Genomic DNA, 21,448 nt, shown 5'->3' on the forward strand with positions numbered 1-21,448 from the left:
CACGCCCCGGCCGCTTACGATCGGGGCATGACCGAGAAAAAACCGTTCTGGCGCCGGCTGCTGCGCTGGCTGGGGATCATTGTCGCCCTGCTGATCCTGCTGGTCCTCAGCGGCCTGCTGCTGGCCGACCACCTCACCCCGCAGGCCGTAGGCGAGCGTTCGACGGTGCTGCCCACGCAGGCCGACCAGACCCCGATCGATCGCGAGCTGGTCCGCCTGCAGGCCGAGCACCCCGGCCAGACCGGTGTGGCCTTCCTGTCCGACGGGCTGGACGCGTACGCCGCGCGCGCGGTGATCACCCAGCACGCCGGGCGCAGCCTGGACCTGCAGTACTACATCTGGCACGACGACCTCATCGGCCATCTCATGGCCAACGAGCTGTACCGCGCCGCCGAGCGCGGCGTGCGGGTCCGCATCCTGCTCGATGACATGAACGCGCAGGACAAGGACGCGCTGATGATGGCGCTCGATGCGCACCCCAACATCGAGATCCGCCTGTACAACCCGTTCCGCAACCGCAACGGGCTCTGGCGCCTGGTCGAGATGGTGCAGCGCGTTTTCAGCGTCAACCACCGGATGCACAACAAGTCATGGATCGCCGACGGGCGCGTGGCGATCGTCGGTGGCCGCAACATCGGCGAGGAATATTTCAGTGCACGCCCGGATGTGAACTTCCGCGACCTGGACCTGCTGGTGGCCGGCGAAGCGGTGCAGCAGGCCAACACGATTTTCGACGATTACTGGAACAGCGATACCGCCGTGCCGATCCGTGCGCTGGCGTTCTACACCGAACCGCAGCTGCGCCTGCTGATCCGCGAAAGCGAGCACGAAGCGCGCCTGGACAGTGCCAAGCCCTACCTGGAACGCGTGGCGCGTTCGCAGGCGGAGAAATCGTATTACCGCGATGCGCTGGATCTGCACTGGTCACACCACGTGGAGATCGCCTCGGACCCGCCCATGAAGCACCGCCGCGACGATCAGGCCGGCTGGCTGGTCACGCGCCTGGTGCAGGAACTGGAAAGCGCCCAACACAAAGCCCTGCTGATCTCGCCCTACTTCGTGCCCGGCGAGGACGGCACTGAAGGCTTGGGTGCGATGGTCGCGCGCGGGGCCCAGGTTGGGGTCATCACCAACTCCCTGGCTGCCAATGATGTGGCCGCCGTGCACAGCGGTTACATGCACTACCGGGCACCGTTGCTGCGCAGTGGCGTGCAGCTGTACGAGCTCAAATCGCGCGGCAACGTCGATGGCGGCGGTCTGTTCGGCAGCAGTGGCGCCAGCCTGCACACCAAGGCCTTCATGATCGACGACCGGCGCGGCTTCGTCGGCTCGTTCAATCTGGACCCGCGCTCGGCCTATCTGAACACCGAGATGGGCGTGCTGTTCGACGATCCGGTGCTGGCGGGCCAGCTGCGCAAGGAATACCTGCACCTGGCCGACCCGCGGCAGAGTTACTGGGTAACGCTGGGTCCGGAGGGCGACGTCCGCTGGCTGGAGCGTGATGCGCAGCCGCCGCATTGGCTGTACACCGAACCCGATGCCGGGTTCTGGCTGCGGGCCAGCGCGCGCGCGATCAGCTGGCTGCCGCTGGAGTCACAGCTCTAGCTCAGCCAGCGTGCTCCACCTCGACGCCAGGCTCATCGCCCTCCAGCGTTTCCACCGCACGCCCATGGACGCGCCGCCAGATCCACTGCAGTGCATGCGGCGGTGTGTCGTCCAGTTGTTCCAGCCAGGCCAGTGCCTGGACCTGCCCGATCTGGCCATGGCGGCACAGCAGGCTGGCCGCAGCCACTGCCCGCGCGAACCGCAGGCTCGCGGCCAGGCCGGTGCCGCTCTGCCGGATCAGGGCGTCATGGACGGCCTTGGGCAACTCCCATGCCGCAGCGATCCGGCTCGCCACCGGCAGGGTCCAGCTATCGAGCAGGTCGGCGGCCAGCACGCGCGGCGGCGCGGCCACCTGCTGCTGCGCGCAGGCATCGAGCAGGTGGCGCATCACCAGCGCCGCGCCGAGCCCCTGGGTCAGGCCAAGCCACTGCGCAGCGAAACCGTCCTCATGGGTCACCGTGCGCGCATGGTCGGCGGCAACGCGCGAGGCCAGCAGCGCATGCTCCCAGATCACCGCGCTGAACTGCGGAAACGCATCGCACTGCAGCTGCATCACCGGCTGCACCAGCACCGCGCTGATGATCTGGCGGATGCCGTCGGTGCCGACCAGGGTGACGGCGCGCTGCAGGGTTTCCACCGGCTTGGCCTGCACCCGGTAGACGGGACTGTTGGCAATGCGCAGCAGGTTGCCGGTCAGCACCGGATCCTGGCCGATGATCCCGGCCATCGCGCGCGCCGAGGCGTCGCTGTCGTTGACGGTCTGGATGAGCTGCGGCAGCAGCTGCGGGCGGCGAGGCAGGTGCTTGGCCGACCAGTCCCGGGCCAGCAGCGACGCGGTGACCGCATCGCGAAGCTCGACCGTGTGCCGCACGGCGGCATCGGCGGCATCGCCGCTGCGCGGCACCAGGGCAAGCGCGTGCAGGCCGGCCTGCAGGGCAGCCACCGGATCGGCCCCCTGACACAGGGGCGGGGCCGCGGCCGCTGCCGCCGGGGAGTGCCCGCGTGCCGCGCGGGCGGCCGATGGCGCTGCCACGGCCCGCCGACGGCGGAGCAGCAGCCCCCCACCCAGCAGGGCTGCCACCAGGACCGCGATGAGGACCGCGCCCGTCACGCCAGGGCTCCTGGCCACGTGGGGTACCGCACTTGCCTTGTTGCGACTGCGCCCACGTGATCCGTCCTGCGATTGCCGGTGATGCACACCCTTGCGACGGCATCGGCCTGCAGGTCAGCAACTTTAATGGCGGCCACGATGGCGCCGGCCCGGCCCGTCACCAGGGGCCCCTGACAACACCCTCCAGCGGAATGCTCTAGAATGGCGCCGCGCGACCCGTCCGAGACCCGACGACGTCGCTTTTTTTGTTTTACACCCCACCTTTTGCTGGCGCGTTCGCCGCTGTTCGCCACCGTTCGCACCATCGGAGCCACCATGTTATTTGAAACCCTCGAATCTACCGGTCACGAGCAAGTGGTGTTCTGCCACAACCGCGATGCCGGCCTGAGGGCGATCATCGCGATCCACAACACCACGCTGGGCCCGGCCCTGGGCGGTGTACGCATGCGTCCCTACGCCAGTACCGACGAGGCTCTGGAAGATGCGTTGCGGCTGAGCCGCACCATGACCTACAAGAACGCGCTGGCCGGCCTCAACGTGGGTGGCGGCAAGGCCGTGATCATCGGTGACCCCAAGCGCGACAAGACCGAAGTGCTGTTCCGCGCGTTCGGCCGTTACGTGGATTCGCTGGGCGGGCGTTACATCACCGCCGAAGATGTCGGCACCGACGTCAACGACATGGAGAACATCTACCTGGAAAGCGAATACGTCACCGGCGTGCACCAGGTCCACGGTGGCTCCGGCGATCCGGCACCGTTCACTGCCTATGGCGCGCTGCAGGCGCTGATGGCCTCGATGCAGCACAAGCTGGGCCATGAGGAAGTCGGCAAGGCCAGCATCGCGGTGCAGGGCCTGGGCCACATCGGCATGGAACTGGTGAAGCTGCTGCGCGACCGCGGCGCCAAGCTGTACGTCAGCGACCTGGACAGCACGCGGGTCGAGCGCGCGGTGACCGAGTACGGTGCCGAAGCCGTCAAGCCGGAGGACATCTACGACGTCAACGCCGACATCTTCGCCCCGTGTGCGCTGGAAGGTGCGATCAACCCGGAGACGCTGCCGCGCCTGAAGTGCAAGATCGTCTGCGGCACCGCCAACAACCAGCTCTCCAGCCTGGACGTGGGTGACGAGCTGCATGCGCGCGGCATCCTCTACGCGCCCGATTACGCGGTCAACGCTGGCGGCGTGATGAACGTCTCGCTGGAAATCGACGGCTACAACCGCGAGCGTGCGATGCGCCTGATCCGCAGCATTTACCACAACCTGGGCCGCATCTTCGCGCTGTCGCAGAGCGAAGGCATCGCGCCACAGCGCGCCGCCGATCAGATCGCCGAGTCGCGCATCCTGTCGATCGGAAAGTTGAAGATGCCGCTGGGCCGCGCCACGCCGCGGCTGGGAACGCTGCGCGGCAACTGATCTGCTGCGGCGATCAAAACGAAGAGGGCGCGATCATGGATCGCGCCCTCTTTTTTGTAGCGCCCCTCGCGGTGGGGCCTGCCCTCAGAACCCGGCCGAGTAGCGCAGCTGCACCTGGCGCAGATCGCCACGCGGGCCGAACCGCTGGTCATAGCCGAACGCCAGGCGCGTTTTGCGGCTCAACCACGATTCCACCGACAGCCCGAACAGGCCGCCCGAGCGCGCCGGCTGCAGGCCGGACAGTGGCGCCCAGGCCTCCACGCCCACGAAACTGGCCGCCTGCACCTGCCCCGTACTGGCCAGGTGCTGCTGCCACTCGGCATAGCCGCGCAGCGACCACCCACCCCAGCGACGCTCGGCACGCATGCCGATCAAGGCCTGGGTGCGCGTACTGACCGCATCGAGCGTGCGCAGGCCGAAGCCCATGCCGCCCTGCTCGCTGAAACCGTCGCTGTCCACGCGGGCATATTCGGCGCCCAGATACGGCGTCAGCGACGCGATGGCGTTGCCGAAGCGATACCCCGATTCCACGCTGGCTGCACTGAAGCTGCCGCCATAGCGTGCATTGACACCGTACTGGCCCGCGCCAAGCAGCAGCTGGCGGTCGATCTCGCGCGTGAACTGACCCGCCCCCAGCTGCCCCATCGCATAGGCACGGCCGGTGCCCCAGCCTGCATACAACTGCGCCTGCGACTGGCGGTCGCGCCCACGGTCGCTGCCCCAGTCACGGCCGCCGAAGCTGCGCGTCTCACCGAAGGCGAACCCCAGCATGCCGTGGCTGCCCAGCGCCATGTCCTGCCCCATCATCCAGCCCCGGGTGGCCACGCCGTTGCCGGCAAAGCTGCCCTGCCCGGCCTCGCCCAGCGCGCTTTGCCAGGTACCGCGCAGACGCGGTGCGCCCTGCACTTCGCCAACGCGGGCAGAGAGCGCACGGCGGTTCATGTCGATGCTGTCGAAGGTCGATGCGGCCGCCAGCGCATGGGCCTTGCCGGAGAGGCTGTCCAGGCTCGCCTGCAATGCGCCGGTCCCATCCACGCGCTGCAGCTCACCGGCCGCCCCCGCGAAGCCGGCCAGCGCACCTCCGCTGCCATCAAGGACCTCGAACGCCGATTCCACCCGCGCCGCCGAGGCCAGCGTGATGCCGCCCAGGCCGGCCTGTTGGGTCGCGCTGGTGACGTTGATCCGCTCGGTGACCAGGCTGACATCGTTGCTCGCGTGGATCAGGCGGGTCTCGATCAGCGTGCCCGTCGCCAGCGCATTGGTCACCTCGGCAAACGTTCCGCTCACGCCACCATCGGCATGCAGCAGCGCCTGCGTGCGCCCATCCGCGGCCACGTAACCACTGAGGATGCTGTTTACGTGCACGTTGCCGGCCAGCGACGCCGTACCATTGATCTTGAGCGCATTGGCGCCGAGCGCCACCACCAGCTGCGCACCGGCGCGCTGCACGTAATTGCCCTCGATGGTGGCGTCGATGTTGGCACTGCGCAGGATCACGCTGGCGCCGTTGTCCACGTTGCCCCCGACCCGCGTCGTGCCGTTCATGAACTGCAGGGCCGCATTGTCGGGGCTGCCGGCCTGCGGCGCGATGAGCACATTGGAACGGATCGAGGCGCCACCGCGCAGCGCGAGCGTGCCGCGTTCGATGCGGGTGTCACCGCTGTAGGTGCTGACACCGGCCAGCGTCAGTGATCCAGCGCCCTGCTTGATCAGTCCGCCTTCGCCGCTGATGTCGTTGGCCCAGACCGAGTCCAGGCCAAGCGTCCCGACGGTGGCGGTGGTGTCGCCCCAGTCGAACCGGGCCGGCCCGTTGATCGCCTTGGCGATGTTGAGCAGGCCATAACCGAAGGTGCTGTCCACGCCACCTGCGCCGAGATCGGTCGCCGTGCCGAGCAGGGTCTGCCGCACCAGGTCGTTGGTGAAGTACGGGTACTTCTGCCACACCAGTGCGGCCGCGCCGGAGACCAGCGGCGCTGCATAGGACGTGCCCGAGCCGTAGTAGTACGTGGGCGTGCCGCCGGTGTTGGCCGGATCGACGTACGCCGCGGTGCCCGGGGCGGCGAGGCAATAGCGTGCTGCCACGCCGCACGCGTTGGCGTAGGAAGCCAGCTTGCTCGGGTCGGCGGTATCGACCGCGGTCACGCTGAGCCAGCCACGCTCCAGATCCGCTGCCGGCAGGCTGCCGCCGGTGCCCGGCTGGCTGGGCAGGGCCGCCATGCTGGAGGGATCGGCCTTGCTCTCGTTGCCGGTCGCGAACACCACCAGGCCGCCATTGCCGATGATGAAAGGACGGTACTCCTGGGCAATCGGCGCGGTGGCGGCCGGATTGGTCCAGTACAGGCCGCCCCACGAGTTGTTCATGATCTTGACGCCGGCATTGATCAGATCCTGGTGCACGGGCGCCAGGCCCAGCGCACCGCTGACCTGGTTGCCGCTGCCGGACCCATCATCGACCGGGCTTTTGTCGGCGATGATCCGTGCCGACACGATCTGCGCATCCGTCGCCACACCGCCTGGCCAGCTTCCCACCCGGCGACCGGCCGCCAACTGGGACACCACGGTGCCATGCCCGACCACATCATCCACGTTGAGGTTGTTCACCCGCGGATCGACGTAGTTGTAACTGGCCACGACGCGTCCGTTGAGCGCCGGATGGCTGCGGTTGACGCCTGAATCGACTACGCCGATGCGCACGCCGGCGCCGGTCCAGCCGGCCGCCTGCGCGGGACCGGCCTGGATGATGCTCAGGTGCGCATCGAAGGCCGGCTGTGCCGGCGGTGCCGTGGTCGGCGGTGGCGTCGGGGGCGTGGTGGGGGGCGGCGACGGCGGGGTAGTCGGTGGAGGCGATGGCTCCAGGTCCCCGCGGACATTGCTGCCCCCGCCTCCACAGGCGCTCAACGCCAACGCCAACGCCGCGGCCAGGGCCGACCTGCCGATCACAACCTGTTTCATCCCCGCTCCCCTTGTGAATGGACCTTCCCCACCTGTCGGCCTCCCGGGCAGACACCGGCGGTCAATGCCGACCCTCTATACTGGACCGACCCCCACGCAGTCTGCCGGGAAATGCGTCGGCTTCCAACGCCCGCGTTCCCATTCCGCTCTTCGCTCACGCACCAAAGAGATTGCACATGTCCAACATCGTCATCGCCGCCGCCAAGCGCACCGCCATCGGCTCCTTCCTGGGCCAGTTCAATGGCGTGCCGACGCCGACCCTCGGGGCCACCGCGATCGCCGCGGCCCTGGAACACTCCGGGATCCCGGCTGCGGACGTTTCCGAAGTGATCATGGGCTGCGTGCTGCCGGCCAATCTCGGCCAGGCGCCGGCTCGCCAGGCCGCGATCGCCGCCGGGATTCCGGTCTCCACCGGCGCCACCACCCTCAACAAGGTGTGCGGCTCGGGCATGAAGGCCATCATGCTGGGGCATGACCTGATCAAGGCCGGCTCGGCCAGCATCGTGGTTGCCGGCGGCATGGAATCGATGTCCAACGCCCCGCACATGCTCCCCAACTCACGTACCGGCAACCGCTTCGGCAATTTCCAGGCGGTCGACCACATGGCCCACGACGGCCTGGTCAATGCCTATGACGGCAAAGCGATGGGCGAGTTCGCCGAGTGCATCGTCGAGAAGTTCCAGGTCAGCCGCGAGGAGCAGGATGCCTTCGCCATCGAATCGGTGCGCCGTGCGCTGGCTGCGCAGGCCAATGGCGCCTTCGACGATGAAATCGTCCCGGTGAAGGTGAGCACCCGCAAGGGTGAGGTCGAGTTCGCGCAGGACGAGCAGCCGGGCCGTTCGGACGTCACCAAGATCCCGACCCTGCGTCCGGCCTTCAAGAAGGACGGCACGGTCACCGCGGCCAGTTCCTCGAGCATCTCCGACGGCGCTGCCGCCGTGGTGCTGCTGTCCGAAGCGGACGCTGTCGCCCGCGGGCTGCAGCCGCTGGCCCGCATCGTCGGCCACGCCACCCACTCGCAGGCGCCGGAGTGGTTCACCACCGCGCCGATCGGTGCGATCCAGAAGCTGCTGGAAAAAACCGGCTGGACGCTGGACCAGGTGGACCTGTTCGAGATCAACGAAGCCTTCGCCGTCGTGGCGATGGCGCCGATCCGCGAACTGGGCATCCCGCATGACAAGGTCAACGTCAACGGTGGCGCCTGCGCACTGGGCCATCCCATCGGTGCCTCGGGTGCGCGCTTGGTGGTCACACTGGTGAACGCATTGCGCAAGCGTGAGGCCAAGCGCGGAATTGCTACCCTGTGCATCGGTGGCGGCGAAGCAACTGCCATCGCTATCGAATTGATTTGATTTGATTTAACGCGCATTTCTCAAAACTGAATGCGCGATCGCTTGACAGCCAATCTTGGCTTGTCATCATGTTGCCGGGCGCGCAATAGCGCGTTGCCTAATCTAACGACGAGGATTCACAACAATGAGCATCAACAAGCTGCTGATCGCAATGGCCCTGGGCCTGGCTCTGACCGCCTGCTCGAAGCAGGAGCAGGCTGCTGACGCCGCCGCTTCGGCCAACGAAGCTGCCGCTGACGCCCAGGCCGCTGCTGACCAGGCCGCTGCTGCTGGCGCCCCGGCTGCTGACGCTGCCCAGGCTGCTGCTGACACCGCCACCACCGCTGCTGACGCTTCGGCTGATGCCGCTGCCCAGGCTGCTGGCGCTGCCACCGACGCTGCTGCCGACCAGGCTGCTGACGCTGCCAAGGCTGCCGAAGGCACCGCCGAGAAGGCCAAGGACGCTGCTGAAGAAGCCAAGAAGTAATAACTTCTTTCTTCAAGCAAGTCTGAAGAAGCCGCTGGTTCGCCAGCGGCTTTTTCTTTGGGCGCGTGCTTTGCAGGCGACGCCACCCACCGGTTCTTCACAGACGCATGAATAGGCTGGCCTCCCATCCATCGCCTTACCGGAGCGCCACATGAAGATCCGTCCGCTGACCACCTCCCTGCTGGCCGCCTCCCTGCTGCTCGGCCTGGCCGCGTGCAAGGGCCCGGAGGCCGAACAGGCCCGTCGTGATGCCGCCCAGGCAGCCGACAGCACCAACGCCGCCGCGCGCGAAGCCGTCGACAAGGCTGCCGCAGCGACCCGCAATGCCGCCGATGACGCGGCTGCCGCCTCCGAGCGCGCCGCCGCCGATACCCAGCAGGCGCTCGACCGCGCGGCGGCCGCAACCTCCGAAGCCGCTGGCGAAGCCAAGGTCGCCGCCAAGGATGCCGCCGCCCACGCCAGCGATTCCACTGCCGATGCCGCGCAGAAGGTGGCCGACAAGGCGCGTGATGTTGCCGACGATGCGCAGAAGAACGCCAACGAAGCCAAGCGCTGAGCCAGACACGCTGTTCGAACCGTGGTTGTCGCAACGCCCCCTCCCCGGAGGGGGCGTTTGCGTTACGGCAGTGCGCGGCTCAGGACGGTGCCGAAGTCCACATCGGCCGGCAGCGTCCCGAACGCCATCCCATGCTCGGCACCGAGCCGTGAGCGGATGAAGACCGATGCGTTCGGGCTCTGCGCGCGCAGCAGCACGGCAGCCTGCAACACCAGCGCCAGGCGTTCGGTGATGCGACGCGCCTGCGCTTCTTCCGGCGTTGCCGCCAGCTGCGCACGCAACGCCCGCAACGCGGCGTCATAGATCGCATCCACACCGGCCACGGTGTCCAGCTCCGCCTCCAGTGCATGCAGCACCTGCGGTTCGCGCGACAGCGCACGCAGCACGTCCAGGCATTGGATGTTGCCACTGCCTTCCCAGATCGAATTCAGTGGCGCCTGCCGATACAGCCGCGGCAGCATCGACTCCTCGACATAGCCCGCGCCGCCAAGGCACTCCTGGGCTTCGTTGACGAACACCGCGGCCCGCTTGCACACCCAGTACTTCCCCACCGCGGTAGCGATGCGCGCGAACGCAGCCTGCTGAGGATCGGTGGCAGCCTGATCCACGGCGCGCGCGACGCGCATCGCGAATACCGTGGCCGCTTCGGACTCGACCGCCAGATCGGCCAGCACATTGGTCATCAGCGGGTGCTCGGACAAGCGCTTGCCAAAGCTGCTGCGATACCGCGTGTGATGCAGCGCCTGGGCCAGCGCCATGCGCATTTCCGCTGCCGCACCGAGCATGCAGTCCAGCCGCGTCATCATGACCATGCCGATGATGGTCGATACCCCTCGCCCCTCCTCGCCAATACGCTGCGCCCAGGCCCCGCATAATTCGACTTCGCTGGATGCGTTGGACCAATCCCCTAGCTTGTCCTTCAAGCGCATCAGGCGGAACGCGTTGCGGTTGCCATCGGCCAGGCGTCGCGGCATCAGGAAACAACTCAAGCCATCCGGTGCCTGCGCCAGCACCAGGAAGCCATCGGACATCGGCGCGGAGAAGAACCACTTGTGCCCGATCAACGCATAGCTGCCATCGGCCTGGGGCTCGGCGCGCGTGGTGTTGCTGCGTACGTCCGAGCCGCCCTGCTTCTCGGTCATGCCCATGCCCACGGTAATGCCGGCTTTGTCGGCGATCGGTACATCGCGCGGGTCGTAGTGCGGGGCTGCCGCTTTGGCCGCCCATTCGGCCAGCGACGGTGCCTGCCGCAGCACCGCGACGGCGGCGTGGGTCATCGTCAGCGGGCAACTGGTGCCGGCCTCGGCCTGGTGATGCAGATAGCTCAACGCCGCGCGTGCGACATGCGCACCGGGGCGACCATCGTGCCAGGACAGCCCGGCCACGCCATGCGTTTTCGCCACCGTCATCAACTGGTGGTACGCCGGATGGAACTCAACGGTGTCGATGCGATGACCCTGCCCATCGTGGGTGCACAGGCGCGGGCGATCGCGGTTGGCATCGAATCCGAGCCGGTAAAGCTCATCGCCGGCAAGGCCGCCATAGCGCGCCAGCTGGCCCACGAACGCGGCTCCGCCCTCGCGCTGCACCGCCTCCGCCAGCACCACGTCGTCAGCCCACAGATTGCGGCCCCCGAAGGGCGGCGGCTGGTTGCTTACGTCATGCGTCTCGAACGCGGGCCATGCAGACGTCATCACGGCGACCTCCTTGCAGACAGAGGCCTCGATTCTGCCGCATCCCCGCACAGGCCGCCGTTCATGCGGATTCTCACCTCCTGCACGAGCGCGTCGGCACAGTGCAGGCATGAACGCGGATGCCGACAACGACGATCTGGTGGTGCTGCGCCCGGAGGGGCTGTACTGTCCGGCCGGTGATTTCCATATCGACCCCTGGCGCCCGGTTCCGCGCGCGGTGATCACGCACGGCCATGGTGATCACGCACGCAACGGCATGGGCCACTACCACTGCACCACGCAAACGCTGCCGATCCTGCGCTGGCGGCTCGGCGATGTGGACTGCACCGCGCATGCCTACGGTGAACGCTTCACCTTGGGCGACACCGAGGTCTCACTGCATTCGGCCGGGCATGTGCTCGGCTCGGCCCAGGTGCGGATCGCACATGCCGGACGGGTCTGGGTGGCCTCGGGCGACTACAAGCGCCAGCCCGATCCGAGCTGCGACCCGTTCGAGGTGGTGCCCTGCGACACCTTCATCACCGAAGCGACCTTCGGCCTGCCGGTCTACCGCTGGCCGGACACCTCGCAGGTCGCCGCCGACATCGTGGCATGGCGCCGCGAGTGCGAAGCGCGCGGCGAGGCGGCCGTGCTGCTGTGCTACGCGCTCGGCAAAGCACAGCGGATCCTTGCCGAACTGCTGCCCCTGGATGACCAGCCTGCGCTGCTGCACGGTGCGATCGCCACCGGTGTGGCGGTCTATCGCGAGGCCGGCATCCCGATGCTGGCGACCGAGCCGGTCAGCGAACAGGCGCGCGGCGCCGAGTTCGCCGGCAAGCTGATTCTTGCCCCGCCCTCGGCCGCGGGGAGCGCGTGGATGCGCCGCTTCAAGCGCGCGCAGCTGGGCTTTGCCTCCGGCTGGATGCGGGTGCGTGGCAACCGCCGCCGGCGCAACTACGATCGCGGCTTTGTGGTCTCCGATCACGCTGACTGGCCCGACCTGCTGCGCACCATCGCCGAGACCGGCGCCCGCCGCGTCATCGCCACGCACGGCAATACCGATGCGCTGATCCGGTTCCTGCGCGAGCGCGGTGTCGCCGCCGAAGCGTTCGCCACCGGCTACGGGGACGAAGAATGAAACGCTTCGCCGCGCTCTACAGCGAACTCGACCGCAGCACCGCCACCGGCGACAAGCGTGCGGCGTTGGTGCGCTACTTCCAGCAGGCGCCCCCGCACGACGCGGCGTGGGCCCTGTTCCTGCTGGCCGGCGGCAAGGTCACCAGTGCGCGGCAGAAGATCGCCGGCAACGCCGAGCTGCGCGCGTGGGTGGCCGAGATGTCCGACACACCGGCGTGGCTGGTGGACGACAGCTATGACCAGGTTGGCGATCTGGCCGAGACCCTCACCCTGTTGATGGATGATCCGGTGCAGGCCGGTGCGGATATCGCGCTCGCCGACTGGATCGAGCAGAAGCTGCTGCCGGTGGCCAATCAACCCGAGCCGGTGCGCCACGCCACGATCACGCAGGCGTGGCAACAGCTTGCCTTCGACGAGCGGCTGGTGTTCAACAAGCTGCTGACCGGCGCGCTGCGCGTGGGGGTGTCACAGCGGCTGGTGCAGCAGGCACTGGCCGAATGGTCCGGCATCGATATCGCGCGCATCGCCCAGCGCATGCTCGGCAGCTGGGTGCCCACGCCCGGCCTGCTGGCGGCGTTGCTGTCACCGGAAGAGCGGCCGGAAGATCGCCAGCAGCCCTACCCGTTCTTCCTGGCCTCCCCCCTGGAGGCGGAGGTCGACACGCTCGGGCCGATCGACGACTGGCTGGTGGAGTGGAAATGGGACGGTATCCGTCTGCAGGTCCTGCGCCGCCAGGGTGAGGTCGCGCTGTGGTCGCGCGGCGAAGAACGTCTGGATGGCCGCTTCCCGGAGATTGAAGCGGCGGCGATGGCCTTGCCCGATGGCTGCGTGATTGATGGCGAGTTGCTGGCCTGGGCCGACGGCGATGATCTGCCCTTGCCCTTCACCGCGCTGCAGACGCGCATCCAGCGCCTCAAGCCTGGCCCGAAGACGCTGCGCGATACGCCGGTGCGCGTGCTTGCCTACGATCTGCTTGAACTGGGTGGTGACGACCTGCGCGGGTTGCCGCTCTCGCAACGGCGTGCGCGTCTGGCCGAGGTGCTCGCCACGCTGGCGGATCCGCGCCTGATGCTGTCTCCGGCGGTCCGCGTGGCGGATTGGAGCGCGGCGGCCGCACAGCGCGACCTGGCCCGCGAGCGCGGGGTGGAAGGGCTGATGCTCAAACGCAGCGACTCTGTCTACCAGGCCGGGCGCCGACGCGGCGACTGGTGGAAATGGAAGATCGCCCCGCTGACCATCGATGCGGTGATGATCTACGCGCAGTCCGGCCACGGCCGTCGCAGTACGCTCTACACCGATTACACCTTCGGGGTGTGGGACGGCGAAACGCTGGTGCCGGTGGCCAAGGCGTACTCGGGCCTGGACGACAAGGAAATCCTCGCGCTGGACCGCTGGATCCGCGCGAACACGATCGAGCGCTTCGGGCCGGTGCGCAGCGTGCGTGGCGAGCAGGTGTTCGAGCTCGGCTTCGAAGCGGTGAACCGCAGCAAACGGCACAAATCCGGCATCGCCGTACGCTTCCCGCGCATTCTGCGCTGGCGGCATGACAAGCCGGCCAGCGAGGCCGACACGCTGGCCCAGCTGCAGGCGCTGGCGCGGTGACGCGACGCGAGGCCATGGCCCGCCTGACGGCGTGGTTCGCCAGCCTGGGCTGGGCACCGCTGCCCTTCCAGAAAGCGATGTGGCGGCACTACCTGGCCGGCGCGTCCGGCCTGCTGCATACACCGACGGGCAGCGGCAAGACGCTGGCGATGTTCGGTGGGCCACTGCTGCAGGCACTCAACGATCCACCGCCCCGGACCACCCGCGGCCGCGCGAAGACCCCCGTACCCGTCCTGCAGGTGCTGTGGATCACCCCGCTGCGCGCGCTGGCCGCCGACACCGCACGCGCGCTGCGTGAGCCACTGGATGCCCTCGGGTTGGACTGGCAGGTGGGCCTGCGGACCGGCGATGCCAGCGCGCGCGACAAGCGGCTGGCGCGAGAGGGCCGGCTCGATGTGCTGGTCACCACGCCGGAGTCGCTGGCGCTGTTGCTCAGCTATCCCGACACGATGGCGCGCCTGCAGCACCTGCGCTGCGTGGTGGTCGATGAGTGGCACGAACTGCTGGGCAACAAGCGCGGCGTGCTGCTGCAGTTGAATCTGCGCCGCCTGCGCGATGCCCTGCCCGCGCTGCAGGTATGGGGGCTGTCTGCAACGCTGGGCAATCTGGACGAAGCGCGCGAGGTGCTGTTGCCCGACGTGCCCGATGCCCCGCTGGTGGCCGGCGCGCGGCCGCGCCCGGTCAGCGTGGAAACGCTGCTGCCCGCGCAGGGCGAGCGCTTCCCGTGGGCGGGCCATCTGGGCCTGTCACAGCTGCAGCGCGTGCTGGAAAAACTGCTGACGGTGCGTACCAGCCTGCTGTTCACCAACACCCGTGCGCACGCCGAGCTCTGGCATCAGGCGCTGTCTGCGGTGTGGCCGGAAGACCCGGACACGCTCGCGCTGCATCACGGCTCGCTCGACCCGGCGTTGCGCCGCGCGGCCGAAGAAGGCCTGCGCGAGGGCCGGCTGCGCTGCGTGGTGGCCACCTCCAGCCTGGACCTGGGCGTTGATTTCCCCAGTGTCGATCAGGTGCTTCAGATCGGCAGCCCCAAGGGCATCGCACGTTTGCTGCAGCGTGCAGGGCGTGCCAGACATCGCCCCGGCGAATCCGGACACATCGTGTGTGTGCCATCGCATGCGCTGGAGCTGGTCGAGTATGCGGCGGCACGTCGGGCGCTGGCGCAAGGGCACATCGAAGCACGCCGGCCGCTGCGGCTGTCGCTGGATGTATTGGCGCAGCATGCGGTGAGCTGCGCGCTCGGCGGTGGTTTCGATCCCGAGGCGCTGTTCGAGCAGGTGCGGCGGACGCATGCCTTCGCCGCACTGGACCACGCGCACTGGGACGGCGTGCTGGAGTTCATCGTGCAGGGGGGGCGTGCGCTGTCGCAGTACCCGGACTTCCACAAGGTCGTTCGCGACGACGATGGCCTCTATCGCGTGCATGACCGTCGCGTCGCGCTGCGGCATCGACTGTCGATCGGCACCATCACCAGCGATGGCAGCGTCATGGTGCAGTTCCTGCGGGGGGGCCGGCTTGGCGCGGTGGAGGAACAGTTCCTCAGCCGGTTGCGCCCGGGCGATCGCTTCCAGTTCGCCGGCCGCCTGCTGGAACTGGTGCGCCTGGAGAATCTGACCGCCTACGTGCGCGTGGCGCGCAGCGGCGACGGGGTGGTGCCGCGCTGGCAAGGCGGTCGGCTGCCGCTGTCGGAGGCGCTCGGGCATGAAATGGAAACGGTGCTGGCCAGCCCACCCGAGAGCCCGGAGATGCAGTGGCTGGCCCCATTGTTGTCGCTGCAGACGCGCCTGTCCGCACTGCCCGCACCGGATCGGCTGCTGGTGGAACACGTCCGCCGCCGCGAAGGCCAGTTCGTGTTCGTGTATCCCTTCGCAGGGCGCCAGGTCAATGAAGGGCTGGCCGCGTTGATGGCGATGCGCTGGACGCGGCTGCAGGCCAACACGTTCGGCTATGCGGCCAATGACTATGGCTTCGTACTGGCACCCGCGCGCGCTGTCGAGATTGACGCGGCACGCCTGCGTGCGCTGCTCGATCCGGAGGGGCTGCTCACGGATCTGCGCGAGAGCCTCAACCTGGGCGAACTCGCACGACGCCAGTTCCGCGACATCGCACGCGTGTCCGGCATGCTGGTGCCCGCGTTGCCAGGACGCACCCCGCGCAGCCTGCGTCAGCTGCAGGCCTCCAGCGGGCTTCTGTACGACGTGCTGCGCCAGCACGATCCGGATCACATTCTGCTGACACTGGCCGAACACGAAGTGCTGCACGATCAGCTTGATCTTGGCAGTCTGGCCACGACCCTGTCGTCCTGCCAGGCACGCACCCTGAGTCTGCAGCACCCGACCAGCCTGGGGCCGCTGTCCTTCCCGCTGTGGGCCGAACGGCTGCGCGGTCAGTTCAGCAACGAAGACTGGAAAACCCGCGTACTGCGCGCGGCACAGCAACTGGAGAAACGTCATGGCGCCTGAGCTGCCGATCACCCTCGCCGGCGAAACGGTGCACCTGCTGGGCGCGCGTGCGATGTACTGGCCTGCGCGGCACGGTTTGTTGATCGCCGATCTGCATCTGGGCAAGGCCGATCTGTTCCGGCGCGCAGGCATCGGGCTGCCCCGGGGTGGCACGCAGGATGATCTGGAGCAGTTGGGCCGGTTGGTGCAGCAGCACGAGGTGCGCCACCTCTGGATTCTGGGCGATGTGCTGCATGGCGCAGCCCATCGCGCGGCGTGGTACCGCCAGTGGCAGGGCTGGCGCGAGCAGCATCCGGACCTGTGGATCGGCGCGCTTGAAGGCAATCACGATCGCGTGCTGCCCAAGGCAGACCTGGGTATCGAGTTGCTCGGCGAACGTGTGCAGGAAGGCCCCTTCCTGCTCCGTCATGCACCACAGCCGCATCCGGGGCTGCACGTGCTGTGTGGCCATCTGCATCCACTGGCACGCCTGCCGGGCATGCAGCGGCGCTGGCCGGCGTTCTGGTTGCGCGAGAGACTGACGATACTGCCGGCGTTCTCCCGGTTCACCGCAGGCATTGCGCCCGTCATGGACGCCGGAGAACGCTTGGTGGCCTGCGTCGAAGACCAGGCCATCGCACTGCCGGCGCGCTAGCCTGGCCAGCGCGCAACGGCATGCACCACCATGCTCAGGCGGCCGACGCGACCAGCAGGTCCGGCATCAACCGGATATCCGGTGCATTCGGATTGGGACGCACCGGTTGCCGCTGGATCGCGGTCAGCATGTCGTGTGCGGCGGCACGGATGCGCGGGTGGTGCTCCGGCGCGGCGTGGGTAATGAGGCTGGTGACATGGAATTCGAACACGTCTTCCATCACATCCGGCTGATCCTCATGCAGCATCTGCAGTAGTCCGCGAAGTTTGCGGATTTCACTTTCCAGAGTTTCGGCCGAGAACAGCATTTCAATCTCCTTGGGTTGCGATCGGTCCAAAGGACCGTGAGTCGCAAACGCAGCCCCACAGTACCACCGGTCGGTGGCGCTGCTCTTGGCGATCAGGAATCGGACAGAGCACCAGCGGAAGCAACATGACGCGTTTCGAACACGCACACGCCTGCTGCGTTTGCCTGAGTGTTGTCCCATGTGGGCGGTGAGTCCACCGTCAATGAATGTTATTCACACCTTCACATCGCCGCGCATGCGCTGCTACGCGGGGTTATCAGCTGATGCGATCACGCGCGTTTGCGTCGTTCAATGCAGCCAGCAAACCCGCCGACAACGGCAAGCGGCCCAGCCAACCGCGCTGCGTGCCACTGAGCACGCGCAACATATGACCGCGCCCCCCCGGCACACGCCCCATCGGCTGGAACAGCACATCGCGCGCACGCGCCAGCCCATCATGATCGGACTGGAACAACGGCGTCAGCCATCGGCTCCAGTACTGGTAGATCGCCACGTGGGCGCGCCGTTGCCCCTCGTAGGCCTGCAGTGCCGCCTCCAACACCCCGTGCGTGCGCAGGGCGTCACGCAGGGCCAGTGCGTCCATCAGCGCCATGTTCACCCCCTGCCCCAGCTGCGGGCTCATCGCATGCGCGGCGTCGCCGGCCAGCACCAGCCGCTCGCGATGCCAGCGCGACATCACCGCATCGCGATAGCCGGCGCGGGCCAGCTGACCCGGTTCCGTCACGCCGGCGAGGCGCTCGTGCGCCTGCGGCCACAGCGTGGCGATCTCGTCGAGCCAGCGGGCCATGCCGTCACGCTCCCACTGTGCGAAGCGGTCACGTGGCAGGCTCCAGAAGAAACTCAGCTGTGGCACATCATTGCCCGGCCGGGTCCCTACCGGCAGCAGCCCGATCATCTTGCGCGCGGCCACATAGCGTTGCCGCAGTTCATCCACGTGCGGCCAGTCGCCGCGCGGCAGCAGGCACCACAGCGCGCCCCACGGGTATTCGCGCTCCAGCGAGGTGCCCTGCACCTGCGCGCGCAGCGAGGACGCCGCACCATCGGCAGCAATCACCAGATCGTACGGCCCGTGCCAGCGCCCGTCTGCGTCACGCACGCGCCCCTGCGCGGTGTCCACCTCGACGATGGCGGTACCGGCCTGCAGGTTGCCGGGCTGCTCCCACGCCTCGGCCAGCAGCGAGAACAACGCGCCCCGTTGCATGCCCACCCCAAGCAACCGCTCATCGAGCTGCGCATAACGCATGTCCATCACCGCGCGTCCGCACGGCGTCTCGCCGTACAGCCGACGCACGCTGGCGCCGTGGCGCAGCACATCGGGCAGCAGCCCCATCTGCCAAAGCACGTCCAGGCCGCTGGGCTGCAGCAGGAACCCGGCGCCGACCGGACCAGGCGTGGCGGCACGCTCGAACACGTGCACGTCGTGATGATCACGTGAAAGCAGGATCGACAACGCCTGCCCGGCGGTGCCGTAGCCGACGATGGCGATGGTGCGACGTGGAGACATGCGCGTACTCACTGATGAAAAAAAACCCCGCCGAAGCGGGGTTTTCAATGCGCAGCTGAAAAAATCACTCAGCCGGCACGATGTTCGAGGCTTGGGCGCCCTTCGGGCCCTGGGTCACGTCATAGGTGACCTTCTGGCCTTCCTGCAGACTGCGGAAGCCCTTGGAGTTGATCGCGGAGAAGTGCGCGAAGACGTCGGCGCTGCCGTCCTCCGGCGAGATAAAGCCAAATCCCTTGGCGTCGTTGAACCACTTGACGGTACCGTTCGGCATGGTGATGCGAGACCTTCTTCTATGAATGGGTGGTGTACGCTCAACCAGCGCACTGGCGGAGTATGCAAACCTTGTACCGGAATGACAATCACCCCCGTGCCAATTCACCGATCAATTCGGGCAGGCCGGAGGAGGCAGCGTCCACATTGGCCAGCACTTCGGCCATCGTGATTTCATCGCCATCGCCACAGCCGGCGGCCCAATTGGCCACAATCGCCAGGCACGCATAGTCCAGGCCAAGCTCACGCGCCAGGCTCGCTTCGGGCATGCCGGTCATGCCGACCAGATCACAGCCATCACGACGCATCCGCGCGATTTCCGCGTTGGTTTCCAGACGCGGGCCCTGGGTGGCGCCGTAGCAGCCGCCATCCTGCAGGCGCACGCCGGTCACCTTCGCCGCGGCCAGCACCTTGCTGCGCAGCATCGGCGTGTACGGATGGCCGAAGTCCACGTGCAGCACGTCGGTGCCCGGTTCTTCGCACAGGGTGGAGATGCGGCCCCAGGTGTAATCGATCAACTGGTCCGGGCAGGCCAGCACGCGCGGGCCGAAGTGCTCGGTGATGCCGCCGACGGTGTTCAGCGCAAGCACGCGCTGCGCACCGATCTGCTGCAGCGCGGCGAGATTGGCGCGGTAGTTGATCTTGTGCGGCGGCAGCGAATGGCCTTCGCCATGACGCGCCAGGAAGGCCACGCGCTGGCCCAGCAGCGTGCCGACGCGGATCGGACCGGACGGGGTCCCGTAGCGCGTCTCGATCTGGTGGCTGCTCACGTCGTCGAGCTGGGCCAGCTTGTAGACGCCGGTGCCGCCGATGACGGCCAGGGAAATGTGTTCCATCATTCCTTCATCGCGTAGATGGCGGGCACGCAGCGCAGCGTCTCGTTGACGTCCATGCCGAAACCGAACACATAGCGGTCCGGCAGATCGATGCCGGCGTAGTCGGCCTTGACGTCCGGCAGCGCGCGGTCGTGCAGCTTGACCGTCAGCGCGGCGATACGCACATCGGTGGCGCCCTGCTCCAGGCACCAGGTACGCACGCCCTGCAGCGTGTAGCCCTCATCGAGGATGTCATCGACCAGCAGCACGCGGCGGCCGAACAGCGCGGTGGCCGGCTTGTGCTTCCAGACCAGGTCGCCGCCGGTGGTCTCACCGCGGTAACGGGTGGCGTGCAGGTAATCGAACTGCACGTCCTGGCCGCGTGCGCCCAGTTCCAGCGCGAGCTGGCCGGCGAACGGCAGCGCGCCGTGCATGATCGACAGGAACAGCGGGACCTCGCCCTTGTAATCGCGCGCGATGGCGTCGGCGATGCCAGCGATGGCCTTGTCGATGGTGGGACGGTCGACCAGCAGGTCGGCCTGGGCCAGGGCCTGGGAAATGGTGAGGTTGGGCATCAGACGGTTCTTCCAAGGGTGTCAAGCAAACGGGATTGGGTGGTGCCATGGCGGGAATCGGCCAACAGGCCGTCCCAGCCCAGCGCGCCGCGGCCGATCAGGCCAAGCAGCGCAGCGGTGTTGAGGGTGCGGCCTTCGACCGCGCGCAGTGATTCTTCCACCAGTTCGGGGTGGCAGACCAGCACCACGTCGCAGCCGGCATCCAGATGCGCGTCCACGCGCGCCTTCACGCCACCGGCGGAGAACGAGGCGGCCATGCCGATGTCATCGGAGAAGACCACGCCACGGAAGCCCATCTCCTCGCGCAGGATCTGCTGGATCCAGCGCGGCGAGTAGCCGGCCGGTTCCGGCGCGACCTGCGGGTAGACCACGTGCGCCATCATCACCGCATCGGCGCCGGCAGTGATGCCGGCCGCGAACGGGATCAGGTCCAACGCGCGCAGTTCATCGAGCGAACGCGGGTCGCTGGCATCGTGGAAATGGGTATCTTCCAGCACGGTGCCGTGCCCGGGGAAATGCTTGAGCGTGGCGGCCATGCCGACACTGTGCATGCCGCGCACATAGGCGGCGGTGAATGCAGCGACGACCTGCGGGTCCGCGCTGAACGCGCGATTGCCGATGGCCAGGTTGCCACGGCCCAGATCGACCACCGGGGCGAAGCTGAGGTCCACACCGCTGGCGCGTACTTCGCTGGCCATCAGCCAGGCATGCTGCTCGGCCAGGGCCAGCGCAGCCTCGGGATCGGTGGCATACAGGGCGTCGAAGCCCTGCAGCGGCGGCAGCGCGCTGTAACCCTCACGGAAGCGCTGCACGCGGCCGCCTTCCTGGTCCACGCAGATCAGCTGCGGGCGCGGTGCGGCGGCGCGGATGGCCGCCGACAGCTCGGCCACCTGCTCGCGCGAGGCGAAATTGCGCTTGAACAGGATGACGCCGGCCACGGCGTCGTGCTGCAGCCACTCGCGTTCCTGGGCGGTGAGTTCGGTCCCGGCAACGCCGATCACGAGCATGAGGTGT

Annotated in this window: 18 protein-coding genes; 9 read left to right on the forward strand and 9 right to left on the reverse strand. The window is 67.8% G+C overall.

The features are described 5' to 3' along the window. Positions 1 to 27: 27 nt before the first annotated feature. The gene (locus tag ABE463_RS11470; protein ID WP_346468250.1) at positions 28 to 1,605 is read left to right on the forward strand and encodes a phospholipase D family protein; all 1,578 of its coding nucleotides are present in this window, start codon (positions 28 to 30) and stop codon (positions 1,603 to 1,605) included. Position 1,606: 1 nt separating this feature from the next. Here the strand turns inward: ABE463_RS11470 and ABE463_RS11475 are convergent, their stop codons facing one another. Beyond that, a complete protein-coding gene (locus tag ABE463_RS11475) occupies positions 1,607 to 2,677 on the reverse strand; it encodes an HDOD domain-containing protein (protein ID WP_346468329.1) in 1,071 nt (356 codons plus the stop codon). A gap of 354 nt (positions 2,678 to 3,031) precedes the next feature. On the opposite strand from ABE463_RS11475, the gene ABE463_RS11480 reads away from it, so the two are divergent. Beyond that, positions 3,032 to 4,129 (forward strand): Glu/Leu/Phe/Val dehydrogenase dimerization domain-containing protein, encoded by a 1,098-nt coding sequence (locus ABE463_RS11480; RefSeq protein WP_346468251.1) that lies wholly within the window; start codon positions 3,032 to 3,034, stop codon positions 4,127 to 4,129. 84 nt (positions 4,130 to 4,213) lie between these two features. Here ABE463_RS11480 and ABE463_RS11485 read toward each other — a convergent pair whose 3' ends face one another. Further along, positions 4,214 to 7,081 carry a S8 family serine peptidase gene (locus ABE463_RS11485; protein ID WP_346468252.1) on the reverse strand — a complete coding sequence of 956 codons (2,868 nt, stop codon included), beginning with the start codon at positions 7,079 to 7,081 and terminating at the stop codon, positions 4,214 to 4,216. Between the two features lie 176 nt (positions 7,082 to 7,257). On the opposite strand from ABE463_RS11485, the gene ABE463_RS11490 reads away from it, so the two are divergent. The 3 genes from ABE463_RS11490 to ABE463_RS11500 all read left to right on the forward strand — a co-directional run bounded on the left by ABE463_RS11490 (position 7,258) and on the right by ABE463_RS11500 (position 9,455). Beyond that, the gene (locus ABE463_RS11490) at positions 7,258 to 8,433 is read left to right on the forward strand and encodes a thiolase family protein (RefSeq protein ID WP_346468253.1); all 1,176 of its coding nucleotides are present in this window, start codon (positions 7,258 to 7,260) and stop codon (positions 8,431 to 8,433) included. Between the two features lie 124 nt (positions 8,434 to 8,557). Continuing rightward, on the forward strand, positions 8,558 to 8,899 hold the full coding sequence (locus ABE463_RS11495; protein WP_088434503.1) for a hypothetical protein: 342 nt from the start codon (positions 8,558 to 8,560) through the stop codon (positions 8,897 to 8,899). A 151-nt stretch (positions 8,900 to 9,050) separates the two neighbouring features. After that, the gene (locus tag ABE463_RS11500; protein WP_346468254.1) at positions 9,051 to 9,455 is read left to right on the forward strand and encodes a hypothetical protein; all 405 of its coding nucleotides are present in this window, start codon (positions 9,051 to 9,053) and stop codon (positions 9,453 to 9,455) included. A 62-nt stretch (positions 9,456 to 9,517) separates the two neighbouring features. Here the strand turns inward: ABE463_RS11500 and ABE463_RS11505 are convergent, their stop codons facing one another. Continuing rightward, positions 9,518 to 11,149 (reverse strand): isovaleryl-CoA dehydrogenase, encoded by a 1,632-nt coding sequence (locus ABE463_RS11505; protein ID WP_346468255.1) that lies wholly within the window; start codon positions 11,147 to 11,149, stop codon positions 9,518 to 9,520. 109 nt (positions 11,150 to 11,258) lie between these two features. On the opposite strand from ABE463_RS11505, the gene ABE463_RS11510 reads away from it, so the two are divergent. From ABE463_RS11510 to pdeM, 4 genes are read left to right on the forward strand one after another with little or no spacing between them, the layout of a single operon-like run. Next, positions 11,259 to 12,266: a ligase-associated DNA damage response exonuclease gene (locus tag ABE463_RS11510; RefSeq protein ID WP_346468256.1), complete on the forward strand. Its 1,008-nt coding sequence runs from the start codon at positions 11,259 to 11,261 to the stop codon at positions 12,264 to 12,266. After that, on the forward strand, positions 12,263 to 13,867 hold the full coding sequence (locus tag ABE463_RS11515) for an ATP-dependent DNA ligase (RefSeq protein ID WP_346468257.1): 1,605 nt from the start codon (positions 12,263 to 12,265) through the stop codon (positions 13,865 to 13,867). Before ABE463_RS11510 ends, ABE463_RS11515 begins: the two co-directional genes overlap by 4 nt. A 14-nt stretch (positions 13,868 to 13,881) precedes the next feature. Next, positions 13,882 to 16,329 carry a ligase-associated DNA damage response DEXH box helicase gene (locus tag ABE463_RS11520; protein WP_346468258.1) on the forward strand — a complete coding sequence of 816 codons (2,448 nt, stop codon included), beginning with the start codon at positions 13,882 to 13,884 and terminating at the stop codon, positions 16,327 to 16,329. Then, positions 16,319 to 16,963, forward strand: a complete 645-nt coding sequence (gene pdeM / locus ABE463_RS11525) for a ligase-associated DNA damage response endonuclease PdeM (RefSeq protein WP_346468259.1) — start codon at positions 16,319 to 16,321, stop codon at positions 16,961 to 16,963. Before ABE463_RS11520 ends, pdeM begins: the two co-directional genes overlap by 11 nt. 34 nt (positions 16,964 to 16,997) lie before the next feature. Here pdeM and ABE463_RS11530 read toward each other — a convergent pair whose 3' ends face one another. The 6 genes from ABE463_RS11530 to nagZ all read right to left on the reverse strand — a co-directional run bounded on the left by ABE463_RS11530 (position 16,998) and on the right by nagZ (position 21,441). Beyond that, entirely contained in the window at positions 16,998 to 17,270 is a 273-nt protein-coding gene (locus ABE463_RS11530) for a hypothetical protein (RefSeq protein ID WP_123730535.1), read from the reverse strand. 256 nt (positions 17,271 to 17,526) lie between these two features. Then, entirely contained in the window at positions 17,527 to 18,774 is a 1,248-nt protein-coding gene (locus tag ABE463_RS11535; protein WP_346468260.1) for an NAD(P)/FAD-dependent oxidoreductase, read from the reverse strand. 64 nt (positions 18,775 to 18,838) lie between these two features. Continuing rightward, the gene (locus tag ABE463_RS11540; protein ID WP_019183439.1) at positions 18,839 to 19,045 is read right to left on the reverse strand and encodes a cold-shock protein; all 207 of its coding nucleotides are present in this window, start codon (positions 19,043 to 19,045) and stop codon (positions 18,839 to 18,841) included. 88 nt (positions 19,046 to 19,133) lie between these two features. After that, positions 19,134 to 19,880 (reverse strand): S-methyl-5'-thioinosine phosphorylase, encoded by a 747-nt coding sequence (locus ABE463_RS11545; RefSeq protein WP_346468261.1) that lies wholly within the window; start codon positions 19,878 to 19,880, stop codon positions 19,134 to 19,136. Continuing rightward, complete coding sequence (locus tag ABE463_RS11550; protein WP_019183441.1) at positions 19,880 to 20,434, reverse strand: hypoxanthine-guanine phosphoribosyltransferase; 555 nt, start codon at positions 20,432 to 20,434, stop codon at positions 19,880 to 19,882. Before ABE463_RS11550 ends, ABE463_RS11545 begins: the two co-directional genes overlap by 1 nt. Then, positions 20,434 to 21,441, reverse strand: a complete 1,008-nt coding sequence (nagZ, locus tag ABE463_RS11555) for a beta-N-acetylhexosaminidase (protein ID WP_346468262.1) — start codon at positions 21,439 to 21,441, stop codon at positions 20,434 to 20,436. The genes ABE463_RS11550 and nagZ overlap by 1 nt, the downstream gene beginning before the upstream one ends. Between the last annotated feature and the right edge of the window lie 7 nt (positions 21,442 to 21,448).

Source organism: Stenotrophomonas sp. TWI819 (genome assembly GCF_039673075.1).
Classification (GTDB): Bacteria; Pseudomonadota; Gammaproteobacteria; order Xanthomonadales; family Xanthomonadaceae; genus Stenotrophomonas; species Stenotrophomonas rhizophila_B.